This is a genomic window from Streptomyces mabaensis (genome assembly GCF_053763515.1).
Genome location: NZ_JBSOPZ010000009.1, coordinates 53,992 through 69,638, shown reverse-complemented (window position 1 = coordinate 69,638; position 15,647 = coordinate 53,992). Strand labels below are relative to the sequence as shown.

11 protein-coding genes and 1 pseudogene are annotated in these 15,647 nt (G+C 73.3%); 8 read left to right on the top strand and 4 right to left on the bottom strand.

Annotated features, from left to right (window positions below):
• Positions 1–99 precede the first annotated feature (99 nt).
• The 6 genes from ACWV17_RS10095 (at position 100) to ACWV17_RS10070 (ending at position 8,841) form a co-directional block, all read left to right on the top strand.
• Positions 100–1,137 carry a rod shape-determining protein gene (locus ACWV17_RS10095; RefSeq protein WP_455356247.1) on the top strand — a complete coding sequence of 346 codons (1,038 nt, stop codon included), beginning with the start codon at positions 100–102 and terminating at the stop codon, positions 1,135–1,137.
• Between the two features lie 60 nt (positions 1,138–1,197).
• Positions 1,198–1,743 (top strand): thioredoxin family protein, encoded by a 546-nt coding sequence (locus tag ACWV17_RS10090; RefSeq protein WP_455359362.1) that lies wholly within the window; start codon positions 1,198–1,200, stop codon positions 1,741–1,743.
• A gap of 55 nt (positions 1,744–1,798) precedes the next feature.
• A complete protein-coding gene (locus ACWV17_RS10085; RefSeq protein WP_455359361.1) occupies positions 1,799–4,558 on the top strand; it encodes a SpoIIE family protein phosphatase in 2,760 nt (919 codons plus the stop codon).
• Between the two features lie 143 nt (positions 4,559–4,701).
• Entirely contained in the window at positions 4,702–6,207 is a 1,506-nt protein-coding gene (locus tag ACWV17_RS10080) for an acyl-CoA synthetase (protein WP_455359360.1), read from the top strand.
• Complete coding sequence (locus ACWV17_RS10075) at positions 6,200–7,954, top strand: carboxyl transferase domain-containing protein (RefSeq protein ID WP_455359359.1); 1,755 nt, start codon at positions 6,200–6,202, stop codon at positions 7,952–7,954. The genes ACWV17_RS10080 and ACWV17_RS10075 overlap by 8 nt, the downstream gene beginning before the upstream one ends.
• A gap of 275 nt (positions 7,955–8,229) precedes the next feature.
• Positions 8,230–8,841 carry a peptidase inhibitor family I36 protein gene (locus tag ACWV17_RS10070; protein WP_455359358.1) on the top strand — a complete coding sequence of 204 codons (612 nt, stop codon included), beginning with the start codon at positions 8,230–8,232 and terminating at the stop codon, positions 8,839–8,841.
• 126 nt (positions 8,842–8,967) lie between these two features.
• Here the strand turns inward: ACWV17_RS10070 and ACWV17_RS10065 are convergent, their stop codons facing one another.
• From ACWV17_RS10065 to ACWV17_RS10050, 4 genes and pseudogenes are all read right to left on the bottom strand, one after another.
• Positions 8,968–10,059: an esterase-like activity of phytase family protein gene (locus tag ACWV17_RS10065; RefSeq protein WP_455359357.1), complete on the bottom strand. Its 1,092-nt coding sequence runs from the start codon at positions 10,057–10,059 to the stop codon at positions 8,968–8,970.
• Positions 10,060–10,177: 118 nt separating this feature from the next.
• Positions 10,178–11,401, bottom strand: a complete 1,224-nt coding sequence (locus ACWV17_RS10060; RefSeq protein ID WP_455359452.1) for an MFS transporter — start codon at positions 11,399–11,401, stop codon at positions 10,178–10,180.
• A gap of 242 nt (positions 11,402–11,643) precedes the next feature.
• Positions 11,644–12,738 (bottom strand): annotated as a pseudogene (locus ACWV17_RS10055) (pyridoxal phosphate-dependent aminotransferase); the annotation flags it as partial.
• Between the two features lie 120 nt (positions 12,739–12,858).
• Positions 12,859–13,737, bottom strand: coding sequence for a lytic polysaccharide monooxygenase auxiliary activity family 9 protein (locus tag ACWV17_RS10050; protein WP_455359356.1), 879 nt, complete (start codon positions 13,735–13,737; stop codon positions 12,859–12,861).
• A gap of 184 nt (positions 13,738–13,921) precedes the next feature.
• Between ACWV17_RS10050 and ACWV17_RS10045 the strand changes: the two genes are divergently transcribed.
• Both ACWV17_RS10045 and ACWV17_RS10040 read left to right on the top strand, forming a co-directional pair.
• Positions 13,922–14,074, top strand: coding sequence for a hypothetical protein (locus tag ACWV17_RS10045; RefSeq protein ID WP_455356239.1), 153 nt, complete (start codon positions 13,922–13,924; stop codon positions 14,072–14,074).
• A gap of 108 nt (positions 14,075–14,182) precedes the next feature.
• A complete protein-coding gene (locus ACWV17_RS10040) occupies positions 14,183–15,577 on the top strand; it encodes a S1 family peptidase (protein WP_455359355.1) in 1,395 nt (464 codons plus the stop codon).
• Positions 15,578–15,647: the final 70 nt, after the last annotated feature.

Here is a 15,647-nt window from a genome sequence, read left to right as displayed (position 1 = left end):
CGGCGCAGCCCAGCGCGCGCCTTCCACCGGCTTCGCCCCACGATGCGGTAACAGGGACGCCGTCCGGCCGTCCGCTCAGCTCTCTCGGGAGGACCTGCCGTGACCGTCAGTCTTGAGCAGTTGCGCCGCTGCCACCTCGCCGTCGACATGGGGGCCGCCCGGACCCGGGTGTACGTGAAGGGCGCCGGCCTCGTCGTCGACGAGCCGAGTGTCGCCGCGGTGAACACCAAGACCGGTGCGCTCATCGCCGTCGGCGCCTTCGCCGAGCGGATGACGGGCCGTACCCCCGACTACATCCGTGTCGTACGCCCCGTCCACGGCGGCACCGTCGTCGACATCGAGATGGCGCAACGCATGCTCCGCCACCTGCTCGGCGACAAGCTCCGCCGCACGCTGCGCCGCAAGCCGCGGCTGCGCGCCGCGGCCTGCGACCCGCATGGCAGCGAACCGCTCGCCCAGCACGCCGCCGTGGAGACCCTGGTGGGTCTCGGGGCGAGCCGGGTCGAGCTGGTCGACACGCTGATCGCAGCGGCGGTCGGCTGCGGGCTGCCCGTCGAGCAGCCGACCGCCTCGATGATCCTGGTGTGCGGGGCGGCCAACACCCAGGTCGCCGTGCTCTCGCTCGGCTCGATCGTGACGGCCGAGCGGATCCCGGTCGGCGGCAACGCGATCGACCACGCGATCGTCCAGCACCTGCGCCACCAGCACGAACTGATGCTGCCGAGCCAGGCGGTACGGCCGCTGCAACTGGCCCTGAGCGGCAACGGCCTCACCCCGCAGGGCCCGGCGCGCACCGAGATCCACGGCCGGGACGTCGCCACCGGAATGCGTCGCTCGGTGCACGTCGACACCGCCGCCGTGCGGGACGCGATCCACACCCCGCTCACCGCCGTACTCGACAGCATCGGCAAGGTGCTCCGCGACTGCCCGCCCGATCTGGTCGCCGACCTCACCGACCGGGGCCTGATGATGGTCGGCGGCAGCGCGCTGCTGCCGGGCCTGGACCAGATGCTGCGCGATGCGACCGGGATGCCCGTGCGCATCGCGGAACGGCCGGACGTGTGCGCCGTGCAGGGGCTGGGCGCGATGATCGAGGGCAAGATCGCCCCGATGGCGTTCGAAACCCTGCCCGAATAACGGCCGGCGCCCCGGACAGGACTAGGCCCTGATCCGCCGGACAGGCCCTAGGCTGCTGATATGGCTGTCTCCTCACAGATGGTGCCCCTGGGTACGCAGGCGCCCGACTTCGCGCTGCCCAATCTGACCGGCCGGACCGTCCGCCGCGACGACTTCGCGGACATGCCTGGGCTGCTGGTCGCGTTCCTGTGCAACCACTGTCCCTATGTGCGCCATGTCGAGGACGGACTCGGCAGCCTACTCGCCCGGCACCCGAGCCTGGCGGTGGTCGGCGTGTGCGCCAACGACGCCGACGCCTATCCGGACGACCGGCCCGAACGCCTGGGCGAGCAGGCCCGGCGGGCAGCGTGGACCTTCCCCTACCTGGTCGACGCCGACCAGACCGTCGCCCGCTCCTACCAGGCAGCCTGCACCCCGGATTTCTTCCTCTACGACGGCCGGCGCCGGCTGGCCTACCGCGGTGCGATGGACGAGTCCACGCCGGGGAACGGCAAGCCGGTCACCGGTGAACTGCTGGATGCCGCGATCGCCCACGTACTGGCCGGTGAGCCGGTACCCGAGCCGCATCGGCCGAGCATGGGCTGTTCCGTCAAGTGGCGCTCATGACCAGCGCACGCCCTCCAGCAATCGATGAGTGACAGATGAGTGATAGAAAGAGGACATGATTGGGCGTTTCGGGCGTTTCGTTCGGTCTGCGGCCCCGTCGTCCCGCGGATCCCCTGGGCGTCCCCGGCGCTCCTTCCTCGGGGTACGCAGTGTCGCCGGTCAGGTACTGCTGCTGCAGCTGGTGGTCGTGGTACTGCTGGTCGCTGCCGCGGTCGCGACGCTGGTGGTGGAGGCGCGCGGCGTGAACACGCGTGAGGCCCGGGACCGGTCGCTGGCCGTCGCCGAGACGTTCGCGCACGCACCGGGGACGGCGGCGGCCATGACGAGCTCCGAACCCAGCGAGGTGCTGCAGCCGCGTGCCGAGCAGATCCGGAAGCAGACCGGCGTGGACCTCATCGTCGCGTACTCCCCGGAGGGGATCCGCTTTACGCACCCCGACCCTGACCTCATCGGGGAGCGCGTCCTCGGCACCGGCAAGGTACCGAAGCAGGCCTATACGGAGATAGACGAGACCACCGAGGGGCTCTCCGTGCTCTCGCTGGTCCCCGTCACCACGGCTGACGGCACGGCTGTCGGCACGGTGGGGGTCGGGATCACCGTCCAAAGCGTGAGCACCGTGGTGCACCGCCAGCTCCCGGCCCTGCTGGGGGGCGCGGCGGTCGTGCTCGCGCTGGGCGCCGCCGGCTCGGCGCTGGTGGGCAGGCGGCTGCGGCGGCAGACCCGCAATCTGGACCCCGCCGAGATGGCCCGTATGTACGAGCACCATGACGCGGTCCTGCACGCGGCCCGGGAGGGCGTGCTCATCGTCGGGGAGGACGGCCGGCTGGTGCTGGCCAACGACGAGACGCGGCGGCTGCTCAGGCTGCCCGCGGATGCGGAGGGGCGCAGCATCACCGAGCTGGGCCTGGACGAGGACCTCGTCGCGCTGCTGACCTCCGGCCGCAGTCCCACCGATGAGCTGCACCCGGCCGGGGAGCGGCTGCTGGCCGTCAGCGTGCGGTCGACCGGCCCATACGGCGGTCTGCCCGGCAGCGTGGCGACACTGCGGGACACCACCGAACTGGAGGCGCTCGCCGTCCGGGCCGAGGCGGCGCGGACGCGGCTGAAGCTGCTGTACGACGCCAGTGTGCGGATCGGCACCACTCTCGATGTGGTGCGCACCGCCGTGGAGCTGACGGAGGCGGCCGTCCCGCGGTTCTCCGACTTCGCCAGCGTCGATCTGCTGGACCCCGTACTGCACGGCGAGGAGCCGGTGGGGCTGGAGATGCGCCGGATCGCCCTCAGCGGCATCCGGGGCGACCACCCCCTCTATCCGCTCGGCCGGCCGATCAGCATCGCGCCGAACACCCCGCAGGCATTCGGCTTCGCGAGCGGCCGGACGGAGCTGGAGGCGGAGCTGCCGGCGTTCTCCGGATGGCAGGAGCAGGACCCCGCACTGGCCGAGGAGATCGTCGGCTATGGCATCCACTCCCTGATCACCGTGCCCGTCCGGGCCCGGGGCATCATCCTCGGCATGGCCTCCTTCTGGCGCTCGGGGAAGCCCGAGCCCTTCGACGAGGAGGACGTCTCCCTCGCCGAGGAGCTGGTCGCCCTCGCGGCGGTGAGCATCGACAACGCCCGCCGCTTCACCCGCGAGCACACCATGGCCGTCACGCTGCAGCACAGCCTGCTGCCCAGCGGGCTGCCCGACCAGGACGCCCTGGAGATCGCCCACCGCTACCTGCCCGCCAAGGCGGTGGGCGGCGACTGGTTCGACGTCATCCCCCTGCCGGGTGCCCGGGTCGCCCTGGTGGTCGGCGATGTGACCGGCCGCGGTCTGCAGGCCGTGGCCACGATGGGCCGGCTGCGCACCGGCATCCACAATTTCGCCGCCCTGGACATGGCCCCCGACGAGCTGCTGGCCGGCCTGGACGATCTGGTCATCCGGACCGACGAGAACCAGCCCGCCGTCGGTGACAGCGCCCAGATCACCGGGGCCACGTGTCTGTACGCCGTCTACGACGCGGTCACCGGCCGCTGCACCCTGGCCCGGGCCGGTCACCCCGGGCCCGCCGTGATCCGCCCCGACGGCACCGTGGACTTCCCCGAGATCCCCGCCAGCCCGCCGCTGGGCCTGGGCGGCCTGCCCTTCGAAACCGCGGAGCTGCAACTGCCCGAAGGGAGCAGGCTGGTCCTGTTCACCGACGGCCTCATCGCGGGCCCGGACCGGGACATCGGCACCGGCCTGGACCGGCTGCGCGGCGCGCTGTCCGGCGTGGGGGCGGAGCCGAGCCCGGAGGCAACCTGCCAGGCGGTGGTCGCCACCATGCCGCCCGCCGAACGCAGCGACGACATCGCGCTGCTGGTGGCCCGCACCCGGCTGCTGGACCCGGGCCGGGTCGCCCACTGGGAGGTGCCGAACGATCCCGCGGAGGTCGGCCGGGTACGCGCCTCATGCGCCCGGCAGTTGGAGGAATGGGGGCTGGACGGGGTGAGGTTCACCACCGAGCTCATCCTCAGCGAGCTGATCACCAATGCCATCCGGTACGGCTCCGAGCCCATCCGGGTGCGGCTGCTGCATGACCGCAGCCTGATCTGCGAGGTGTCCGACGGCAGCAGCACCTCACCGCATCTGCGACGGGCGGCCACGACGGACGAGGGCGGACGGGGTCTGTTCCTGGTCGCCCAGATGGCGCAGCGGTGGGGGACGCGGCACACGGCCGGTGGAAAGATCATCTGGGCCGAGCAACTCCTGCGTCCCGGCTCGGCGGACGGCGCGGACGGCGCGGAGGGCGCCGGACTGCCGGCCATGTGGGACGACGTACCTGCCCTGTGAGGGCACGCGGATCGCGGCGACGGCCCGCGCGTGGACGTTCCGGATCGGGTACGGAACGGGTACGGATCGGGTACGGGCTGGTCACCGCGGGTATGCGGTGAAGATCGCCCTGCCGCTGCCGTGGCCCACGTAGGGTGCGAGGGGTGGCTTCTCTTTTCCCCGCACTGCACGCGGGTTCGGACCGTACGGCCGTGCGCTTGGGCGACCGGTCGCTGACCTACGCCGAGCTGGCCGCCGCAGCGGGCGCGCTGGCCGCCCGGATCGCGGGCGCGGAGGGGGGTGCGGGTGCCGGCCACGGCGGGGGCGGTGCGCGGGGTGCGCGCCGGGTCGCGGTCTGGGCCACGCCGACCCTGGAGACCGCCGTCGGCGTGGTGGCCGCGCTGCTGGCCGGCGTCCCCGCCGTACCTCTGAACCCCAAGACCGGCGAGCGCGAGCTGGCGCACATCCTGACCGACAGCGCCCCGGCGCTGGTGCTGGCCGAGCCTGGCGCGGAACTGCCGCCGCTGCTGGGCGAGTTGGCCCGTACCGACGTCGTGGTCGAGACCCCCGGGCCGGCCGTGCCGCTGCCGCCGGAACCCTCCCCCGAGTCCGCCGCCCTGATCGTCTACACCTCCGGCACCACCGGCCCGCCCAAGGGGGCGGTGCTGTCCCGCCGCGCGATCGCCGCGTCCCTGGACGCGCTGGAGGACGCGTGGCAGTGGACCGCGGACGACGTCCTGGTCCACGCGCTGCCGCTGTTCCATGTGCACGGGCTGATCCTGGGCATCCTCGGTCCGCTGCGCCGCGGCGGCTCGGTACGGCATCTGGGCCGGTTCACCACCGAGGGTGTGGCGCGCGAGCTCGCGGGCGGCGGGACGATGCTGTTCGGCGTGCCGACGATGTACCACCGGCTGGCCGAGTCGGCCGGTTCCGACCCGGAGCTGGCCAAGGCGCTGGCAGGCGCGCGGCTGCTGGTCTCCGGCTCGGCCGCGCTGCCGGTCCACGACCACGAACGGATCGCGGCAGCCACGGGCCGCCGGGTGATCGAGCGGTACGGCATGACGGAGACGCTCATGCTGTGTTCGATCCGGGCAGGTATCGGCGCCGACGGCGAAGCCGCCTCTCGCGGGACGGTCGGGGTGCCGCTGCGGGGTGTGGAACTGCGGCTGGTCGACGAGGCGGGGGCCGAGGTCACCGCGTACGACGGCGAGACGATCGGCGAGATCCAGGTGCGCGGGCCGAACCTCTTCACGGAGTACCTGGGCCGTCCGGACGCGACGGCGGCGGCCTTCGATCACGGCTGGTTCCGTACGGGTGACATGGCGACCCGTGATCCGGACGGCTCTGTACGCATCGTGGGCCGCAAGGCGACGGACCTGATCAAGAGCGGCGGCTACAAGATCGGCGCGGGCGAGATCGAGAACGCGCTGCTCGACCATCCGGGCGTGCGCGAGGCCGCGGTGACCGGCGAGCCGGACGACGACCTGGGCGAGCGGATCGTCGCCTGGGTGGTGCCGGTGGATCCCGGACTCCCGCCGTCGGCGGAGGAGTTGGCCGCGCATGTGGCCGGACAGCTCGCCCCGCACAAGCGGCCGCGCACGGTCCGCTTCCTGGAGGCGCTGCCCCGCAACGACATGGGCAAGATCATGAAGCGGGCCCTCCATGTCTGACGGCACGACGGCCCGCGAGGCCATTGCCGTCGTCGCCGACGGCTTCACCGAACTCCCCGCCCCGGTCCGGCACGCGCCGCAGCCGGACGGGCCGCTGGCCTGGGCGGGGTACGACGCGTCGCGCGCCCGCGCGGAGGAACGGACCGGGGAGCGGGAGTCCGTCGTCTGCGGCACCGCGGTGATCGGCGGCCGGGCGGCCGTGCTGATCTCCTTCGAGTTCGGATTCCTGGGCGGCTCGCTGGGCGAGCGGACCGGCGACCGGCTGGAGGCGGCGTACACGCATGCGCGTGAGCACCGGCTCCCCCTCGTCTCGCTCGTCGCCACGGGCGGCAGCCGGATGCAGGAGGGCATGCTCGCCCTCACCCAACTCCAGCGCGTGGCCCGGCAGTCGGCGCTGCTGCGCGCGGCGGGGCTGCCGCAGATCTCCGTACTCCGCGATCCGACGACGGGCGGGGGCTGGGCCACCCTCGGCGCGGGCGCGGATGTGATCCTGGCGCTGTCCGGCGCGCAGATCGGCTTCGCCGGCTCCCGGGTCCGCCCGCCGGACGCCGACCCGGCGGCGTACAGCGCGGCGGGCCAGCTGGCCGCGGGCCAGGTCGACGCGGTGATACGCCCGGACGAGCTGCGCGGCACCCTGGCGAACTGGCTGACCCTGCTGACCGGCGGCACCACGCCGGCGTCGCCCGAAGCCCGCCCGACCGAGCGGGCCGAGGGGCATGCGGCACCGGGCCACGCGCCGGAGGACCCTGCGGCACCGGGGCACGCGCCGGAGGGCCCGCCGGGACCGGGCCACGCGCCCGCGGGGCACCACCCGCCGGAGCACGTACCCTCAGGCGACGCGGCACCGGGCCACGCGCCGGAGGGCCCGCGTGGACCGGGTCACGCGGCGGACGGACCTTCGGGACCGGGGCGCACTCCGGAAGGCCCGCCGGGACCGGGACGCACACCGGAGGGCCCGCCGGGACCGGGGCGCGCGCCGGAGGGTCCGCCGGCGCCGGGCCACGCGCCCGCGGGGCACCCGCCGCCGGAGCATGCGATGCCCGCAAGCCCGCCGGCCTCCCGCGAGGCGCTGGTGGCGGGTGGGCCGTGGGAGCTTCCGGTGCCTCCTGGTGCGTTGGGGGCCGTCGCGTTGCCCCGTACCGGGTGGGAGGCCGTACAGCAGGCCCGCGCGGCCGGGCGGCCGCGGGCACAGGCCTACCTGGACGCGTACTTCGACCTCCGGCTGCCCGTCGCCGGGGACCGGTGCGGCGGCACCGACGCCGGCATGCTCTGCGGCTTCGGCCTACGCGGGGGCCGCAGCATCGCGTACGCCGCCCAGTGCGGCACCGCGACCCTGCCGGCCGGCTACCGCACCGCCGCCCGGCTGATCCGGCTCGCGGACCGGCTCGGCATCCCCGTGCTCACCCTGGTCGACACCCCGGGCGCCGCCAACGACGCGGAGGCGGAGCGCAGCGGCGCGGGCGCCGCCATCGCCGACGTCTTCGCTGCCGTGGCCTCCGCCCGCATCCCGGTCACCACCCTGCTCATCGGCGAAGGCGGATCGGGTGGGGCACTGGCACTGGCCGCCCACGGCAACACCTGGGTGACGCCGGACAGTTACTTCTCCGTCATCGCCCCGGAGGCGGCGGCCGCGATCCTCAAGCGCGCGCCGGCCGACGCCCCCGCCACGGCGGACCAACTGCGCCTGCGCCCGCAGGATCTGGTGGAACTGGGCGTCGCACGGGGGATCGTCGGACCGGCAACGTAGGGGCCGATCAACACATTGGCTCATTACCGGCGTTGCAGACAGCCGTGGATGATCCGCCTCCGCGTGACGCCGTGCCGCCTCCCGCGCGGTCACCCGCCCGCCGACCTGCGGGAGGCGGCGGCAACGTTGTCGCGATGCCGGCCGCAACCCCGGCTTCCGTGGCGCGCGGACCGGTACGACCAGAAAGCCTCTGGAGCCCCGGCCGCCCCGTCACTAGCGTTTGGGGCGCTCCGGACAACCGCGGAGTTTCGTGATCAGAAGGGAACACGATTCCTGTGCGCACGAGAACCACATTGACCGTTGCCGCCACCGCCGGTGCCCTGGCCGTCATGGGTCTGGCCAGCCCGACCTCCGCCTCGGCGGCGCCGACCGCGCCGACCGCACTCGAGGCCACCATCGCGTCCGAGGCGAAGCAGGCCGGGCTCAGCAAGAGCGAGGTCGCCGGTCTGCAGAAGCAGATCGACCAGCAGCTCGCCACCACCCCCGGCGGCAAGCAGATCGGCGTCAACCAGGTCGCCTGGCGGGGCGGCAAGGCCGTCATGACCTTCCCGTTACCCGGTGAGAAGCAGGCCCGCGCGGCCGGCGAGGCCGCCGGACCGCTTGGCACGCCCAACTGCCGCTACCTCTGGACCTGTCTGTACGAGCACTCCAACTATGACGGCCGCCGTCTGACCTGGTCGGACTGCAACTTCGAGAACCTCGCCAACTGGGGCTTCAACGACCAGACCACCTCCTGGCACAACAACCAGTCGCGCGGCACCCGGACCACCGTCTACAACTGGACGGGCACTGCCTGGGCCGTTTTGTGGGCGTCCACCGCCCCGTCGTCCTCCTCCAATGTCGGCGCCGCCAACAACGACAAGGCCGACGGCCTGTGGGTCTGCTGACCGCCTGAACCGTCCCCTCCCCGCGCCGACCCCTCCTACGCCCCCCAGGAGCGGCATGCGCGACACCGGCCCTCACGGCCCGCCTCCCCGCGGACGTGGGGGCCGGTGCTCTGTCATGTCGAGGAGTCAGGAGCCCTGCCGCGGCGGCAGGGTGACGCTCAGCCGATACAACCGGGTGATCTGCTGCGGCAGTTCGTTGTCATCGCTGACCAGGAGCAGTCGCAGCCGGCCCCGGCCGTGTCCGCCGGTGATCACCATGCCTTCGATGTTGTCGACCAGGGCGTGGTTCTGCGGGAGCTTCGACGGCGCCCCGAGCGTCGGGCAGGTGTCGAAGTCGGTGAGCAGCGTCTTGCGCATCAGCCGCACGTCCGGTGCCGCTCCGCCGAGGCGCTCGACCCGGCCGGTGTCCGTGGCGCCGCGCCAGTCGGCCACGTACAACCGGACGACGATCGCGAACTCCCTGGTGAAGCCGCGTTCGAGGACGAGCAGGCGGCCATCCCGGGTGGGCGCCACCTCGACCAGGCCCAGGCCCCGGTCCACGGCATAGCCGTACTGCTCCGCGGGCGCGAACCGCCCGCCTCCCCGCCGCTCCCAGGTCTGTACGCGCTGCAGCGTCCGGCCGTCGGCGTCCGCGCCGTCCCCTTCCAGCGGTCCCTCCAGGCCGGCGACGAGCGTACGACCGCCGGGGAGGAGGGTGAGGCTCTCGAAGGTCTGGTTCTGCCGGGCCCGGCCCGCCGGGGCGACCCGCAGGGCGTCGGGTACGGGGAGCTGCTCCAACTGCCGCCCCGTACGGCTGTACCGGCGGATGGAGGGGTCCGTCTCGGAGGTGACGAGGTACGTGCCGTCCCGGTCGACGGCGATGCCCTCGGAGTCCACGGGAGCGCCGTTCTCGTCGGCCAGCGGCACCAGGCCGGTGGCGCCGGCATCCGGAGTCCGTCCGTTCCGTACGCCGAGGTGGAAGAGCACCGAGCGGTCGGAGACGGCGGCGACGGAACCGTCGCGGTCCACGGCGAGGCCGGAGAGCCCGCCGACCAGGCGGCCCCCGGTGGTGGTCTTGTCGAGGCTGTCGGAGAAGCCCGTCACGGACACGTACGGCGAACAGGCGTGGTCCGCAGGAGCGGTGGGCGTGGCGCCCGTCGCGACACCGGGCTGGACGACGGTGGCGGTCAGCGCGGTGACGGACGCAACTGCGGTGGTGACGAGGGCACGAAGGCGCACGGCGAACCTCTTCGGGTCGGCAGACGGGGGGACAACCTCCGAATAGTCATATGCCTAACCGAAAGCAATGGGAAGAGCGCCGCCCGCCCGCGTCAAGGCTGCTGCCTGCCGGTGCCGGTCAGGGCTGGGGGGACCTCGCGTCGTACTGGGCGAAACCTCGCCAGCGCATCGCGAGCAGCCCGACCGCGACGACACAGGCGATTCCGCCGCCGGTCACGGCCACGCCCGGCGAGGTGAGATCGGCGGCCGCGCCGGCCAGGAAGTCACCGAGCCGGGGGCCGCCGGCGACCACCACGATGAAGACGCCCTGCAGCCGGCCGCGCATCTCGTCCGGGGTCGCGGCCTGGAGCATGGTGGAGCGGAACACCATGCTGATGGTGTCCGCGCACCCGGCAAGGGCGAGGAAGAACAGTCCGAGCCAGAGGTTGCGGGTGAGCCCGAAGACCGCGACGGCCGTCCCCCACGCGGCGACGGACAGCAGGATCGCCAGGCCGTGCCGGCGTATCCGCCCCTGCCAGCCGGAGAACACCCCGCCGAGCAGCGCCCCGACGGCGGGCGCGGCGACCAGCAGCCCGACGGTCTTCGCGTCGCCGCCGTACCAGAGCACGGCCACGGCCGGGAAGAGGGCGCGGGGGTGGGCGAGGACCATCGCGCACATGTCGCTGAAGAAGGTCATCCGCAGATTGGGCCGGGTGGCGAGGAAGCGCAGCCCGTCCACGACGGATGCCCGGCGCTTCGGTCCCTCTCCCCGCTCCGGCCGCATCGAGGGGAGCCGCCACATCGCGTACAGCGCGGCGCTGAAGGCGACGGCGTCGACGAGGTACGCGGCCTGGTAGCCCCAGAGGCCGACAATGAGCCCGCCGAGCATCGGGCCGATCATCATGCCCGAGGTGGTCGTCATCGAGCCGAGCGCGTTGGCGGCGGGCAGCTGCTCGGGCGGCAGGAGCTTGGGGATCATCGAGCTGCGGGCCGGGGAGTTCAGCGCCCCGCAGACCGCTTGCAGCGCAACGACCGTGTAGAGGAACCACACCCGGTGGAAGTCGGCCAGGGCGGCCGCAGCGAGGCCCACCGAGAGCGCCGCGGCCCCGGCGGAACTGGCCAGCCCGAGCTTGCGGCGGTCCACGGTGTCGGCGATGGCGCCGCCGTACAGTCCGAACGCGACGAGCGGGACGAGCGAGCACAGCCCGACCAGGCCGACGGAGAAGCTGGACCGGGTGATGTCGTAGACCTGAAGCGACACGGCGAGGGCGGTCATCGCCTGCCCGACCCAGGAGATGGTGCCGCCGAACCAGAGCCTCCGGTAGTGCGGTGAGGTCCGCAGCGGCGTCAGGTCGGCGAATATCCGGGGCCGCGGCCGGGCACTGCCGCCCGCACCGCCGCCGCCGTCCGTATTCTCGCCGTCCGGTCCGTCGCGCTTGTCCTGAGAGGTCGTCTGGGTCACACGGGATGCTAACCGCCGGATCAGCCTACTTGGGCCCGCTGGGGCTACTGCGCGGTAGCGAGCGCCGTCGGCAGCGCATGGGCGGCGTGAGCCGCGTGGGCGCCCCGGGACGGCTGGCGCGACAGAGTCGTCGGCCCGGTGGGCAGGCAGGACTGCAGCGCGGCGAGCAGCCGCTGGACGTCCTCGTGCGGCCGGACGACGAGCCGCAGGAACTGGCTGCTGCTGCCCAGCTTGTTCCCGCATTCGCGGATGAAGACGCCGTGCTCGGTGAGCAGCCGGTCGCGCAGCGCGGCCCCGTCGACTCCGTCGGGCAGCTTCACCAGGAGGAAGTTGCCCTGGGAGAGGAAGACCGTGAGGCCGGGCACCGCCGCGAGCGCGAGGGACATGTTGGCGCGGTCGCGGGCGAGCAGGGCCAGGCTCTGGCGGTACTCCACTCCGTACTCCTTGAGCATGAAGACCACGCTCTCGGCAAAGGAGTTGAGGTTCCACTTGGGCAGGGCCCGGCGGACGGTCGCGGCGAGGGCGGGGTTGGCCACGAGGTAGCCGAATCTGATGCCGTGGAGACCGAAGTTCTTGCCGAGGCTCTTCAGGACGATGACGTTGGGACGGAGGGCGGCCTCGTCGGCGACGGACGGGGCGCGCTCGCCGTCCACGAAGTCGATGAACGACTCGTCGACCACCACCAGATCGAGGTCGGCCAGCTCGTCGAGCAGCCACAGCACCTGATGGCGGCGGAGAAAGCCCCCGTCGGGATTGTTCGGGTTGCAGATGACGGCCACCCGGGAGCCGCGGCGGCGGATGAACCGGACGTAGTCCTGGGGATCGAGGGCGAAGTCGTGCTCCTCGTGCAGCGGGAACATGTCCACGCGCTTGCCGGTCTCCAGGGGCTGGTCGGTCCAGCGGCCGAAGGTGGGGACGGGAACCGCGAGACTCTCGCGGACCAGAAGGTGGTCGATCCAGGTGATCAGCTCGGTGGAGCCGTTGCCCATGGCGACGGTCTGCGGATTCAGCCCGAGTACGGCGCACAGCTCGGCGGTGACGGTGTCCGCGTCGCTCGGGTAGTACTTCAGGATCGACTCCAGCGACCCCTGCATCCGGGCGAACATCTCGGGGGTGGGGAAGTAGGGGTTGCAGGGGATGCAGAAGTCGACCCGGTCGACGGGCGGTTCGGCCACCCGGTACGGGTCCTGCCGGTCGGACTGGGGCGACTCGGGCCCCGGAACGAGGCGGTTGAGCATGGCCCAGGACGGACTGTGCGCGGTGCTGTGCAGCTGGGACACGGCGGGAGGTCTCCTTACGGTCTTACTTGCCGTCTTACGGTCTTGCGGTCGGCGGCCTTACGGTCGGGGCTTCGGTGCTCAGCGCGGGCGGCGCCGGAGCAACAGGGCCGCGCCCACCGCGGCGCCGACCAGTACCACCGCACCGCCTGCGAGCAGCGGGACGAGGGCGACGCGCGGCGAACCGGCGGCGGCCGCCGGCTCGGTACGGGGCTCGCCCGACGGCGGCTGCCCGGCCCCGGGCGGCGGGGTCGGGGCAGGCGCCGGCGGCGGGGTCGGGGCAGGAGTCGGCGGCGCCGGCCGCGATGCGCTTCCCGCGCCGGCCGCCTCCGGGAAGACCACGTCGGAGCACGAGTAGTAGGTGTCCGGGGTGTCCGTGTTCCGCCACACCGTGTACAGCACATGGCGGCCCGTCAGCCCCTCCGGGAGGATGCCGGTGATCCGGTACGCACCATCCGCAAGCTCCGGATCGGTGGCCGTGGCGAACGGCTCCGCCGTCAGATCCGCCCACCGCAGCGGCCTGGCCGGATCGTGGCCCTCCTCGGTGAGGTAGAGGCTGAACGTCCCCCGGTGCGCGATCGTCGACCGGTACGTGAGCGTGAAACGGCCCCCGGCGGTCAGCTCGGTCGCGGGCCAGTCGGCCCGCGCGAGGTCCAGCCCCCGGTACGCGTCAATGCCCGCGCTGCACAGTTTCCCGTCGGGCACGGCCTCGCGGTCGCGGCCGCCGACTCCCGCCACCCGCAGGTTGTCCCAGGCGTCGAAGCCCCGCCCCCCGTTCGCCACGACGGCCGCGCGGCAGGCCGCCGTCTCCTGGTACTCCCCCTCGGGGCCGCACGCGGAGACCCGGCTGACGGGATCGGTGGGCGCCCCGTGCGCGGACGCGGGCCCGGCCGCCAGTCCCGTGAGCAGCAGCGGTACGGCACCGGCGAGCGCGGCGGTGGCGGTGCGATGGGCGGTCATCCGTGGCAGACCTCCTTGGTGGGCCCTGGTGGGACTTGGCGGGCCGTGGCGGGCCCGGCAGCCTGCCGTGTACTACGGCCCGGCCGGGCCGGCCGTTCAACGGGAGCGGCGGCCGGCTCCGCCCGCAGTCACCCGGTCGCGGGTTTCTGCTGCGGTTTCGTCGTTCCCGCGGTCTCCTGGAGTCATGGCAGACCATCCCCTGATCCAGTTCACCAACGAGCTCATGCGCCTGACCGACGATCTCGACCAGTCGACCGCCGCCGACTTCGTCCAGCGCGTGTACGACGCCGGCCGGGAAGCCGGGCTGAAGGAGAAGGGCCTCGAAAGCCCGCCGTGATCCGGCGCCCCTGAACCGGACGGCGACTTCGCCCGTATGGAAGGAGGGCTCCTCCCACACGGGCCCCGGCTCGGGTGACGAGTTGCCGGAACGACTTGGGGGCCACGGATGAGGCACGCACGACGCAGGCTGCAGCGGATCGCGCAGCTGGCGTCCGTCGCCGGACTGCTCTGCGGCGGGCTGATGACGGCGAACGCCACGGCCGGTGAGCCCTCCACCCCGAGAACCGGCACCGCCCGAACCAGCGCCGCCCCGTACGACGACCTGGGCGCGCGTCTCGTCTCCCGGCTCGGCACCTCCCGTACCGCGGGCAGCTGGATGGGCTCCGACGGGCGCCCGGTCGTCGCGGTGACCGACACGGAGGCTGCGGCGGAGGTCCGGCGGGCGGGGGCCCGCCCCGAGGTCGTCCGCCACAGCATGCGCCAACTCCGCTCGGCCACCGACACCCTGCGCGCGGCCCCCCGGGTGCCGGGCACGGCCTGGGTGGTGGACTACGCGTCCAACAAGGTCCTGGTGCGCGCCGACAGCACGGTCTCGTCCGCCGACTGGTCCCGCATGTCCGGCCTCGCCGCCGAGATCGGCGGCTTCGTGGAGATGCACCGGACCGCCGGCTCACTCACGCCCCGGCTCAACGGCGCCGAACCGATCGTCGCCCGCACCGGCCGGTGCTCCGCGGGCTTCAACGTGACCGACGGCCGGCAGACCTTCGTCCTCACGGCCGGGCACTGCGGGCCCGTCGGCACCACCTGGTTCGAGGACTCGCAGGACAACGATCAGGTCGGCAGCACGATCGCCAGCAACTTCCCCGGTGGGGACTTCGCTCTCGTCCAGTACCGGGACGACGACGCCCCCAACGGAACCAACGTCGTGAACATCGGCGGCGGCCAGGGCGTGCGGATCACCGCGGCCGGCGATCCCGTCGTGGGCCAGCAGGTCTTCCGCAGCGGCAGCACCACCGGCCTGCGCTCGGGCAAGGTGACCGCGCTGAACGCGACGGTCAACTACCCGGGCGGCACGGTCACCGGCCTGATCGAGACGACGGTCTGCGCCGAGCCGGGGGACAGTGGGGGCCCGCTGTTCGCGCAGGGTACGGCGCTCGGCGTGACCTCGGGCGGCAACGGCGACTGCACCACCGGGGGGCTCACGTACTTCCAGCCGGTGACCAAGGCGCTGGCGGCGCTCGGGGTGCGGATGGCCGACGGCGGCACCGCCTCCGGAGCCGGTGGCGGCGCGGCACCGGCCCCCGGGGCGCCGGCCCCCGGGGCACCCGCCCCTCCCGGACCCGCAGGCTCATCACCGGTCGCCCCCGGGGCCGTTACCCCACTCGTACCGGAAGCGCCGGACGCATTGGCGACACTCACCGGCATCCTCAGCCCCCGGACGATCGCACCGGGCCTGGTGGTCATCACCCTCAGTCTTCTCGGGCTGATGGCCGGCCGCCTGTTCCGGTCGGCCCGGGAGCGCAGGCTCTACCGCAGCCGCTACGCCGGGAGCTGGGGCTGAGGACAGCCCGCCGTCCCCCATCACGGGCCGCGCATCCGACCGCGTAACCGGCCCGGCAGCGGGGTACGAC

Coding starts and splice junctions, on each gene's coding strand:
- ACWV17_RS10050 (WP_455359356.1), bottom strand. CDS start 13,737: ATGACCGCCCATCGCACCGCCACCGCCGCGCTCGCCGGTGCCGTACCG.
- ACWV17_RS10090 (WP_455359362.1), top strand. CDS start 1,198: ATGGCTGTCTCCTCACAGATGGTGCCCCTGGGTACGCAGGCGCCCGAC.
- ACWV17_RS10075 (WP_455359359.1), top strand. CDS start 6,200: ATGTCTGACGGCACGACGGCCCGCGAGGCCATTGCCGTCGTCGCCGAC.
- ACWV17_RS10040 (WP_455359355.1), top strand. CDS start 14,183: ATGAGGCACGCACGACGCAGGCTGCAGCGGATCGCGCAGCTGGCGTCC.
- ACWV17_RS10045 (WP_455356239.1), top strand. CDS start 13,922: ATGGCAGACCATCCCCTGATCCAGTTCACCAACGAGCTCATGCGCCTG.
- ACWV17_RS10085 (WP_455359361.1), top strand. CDS start 1,799: ATGATTGGGCGTTTCGGGCGTTTCGTTCGGTCTGCGGCCCCGTCGTCC.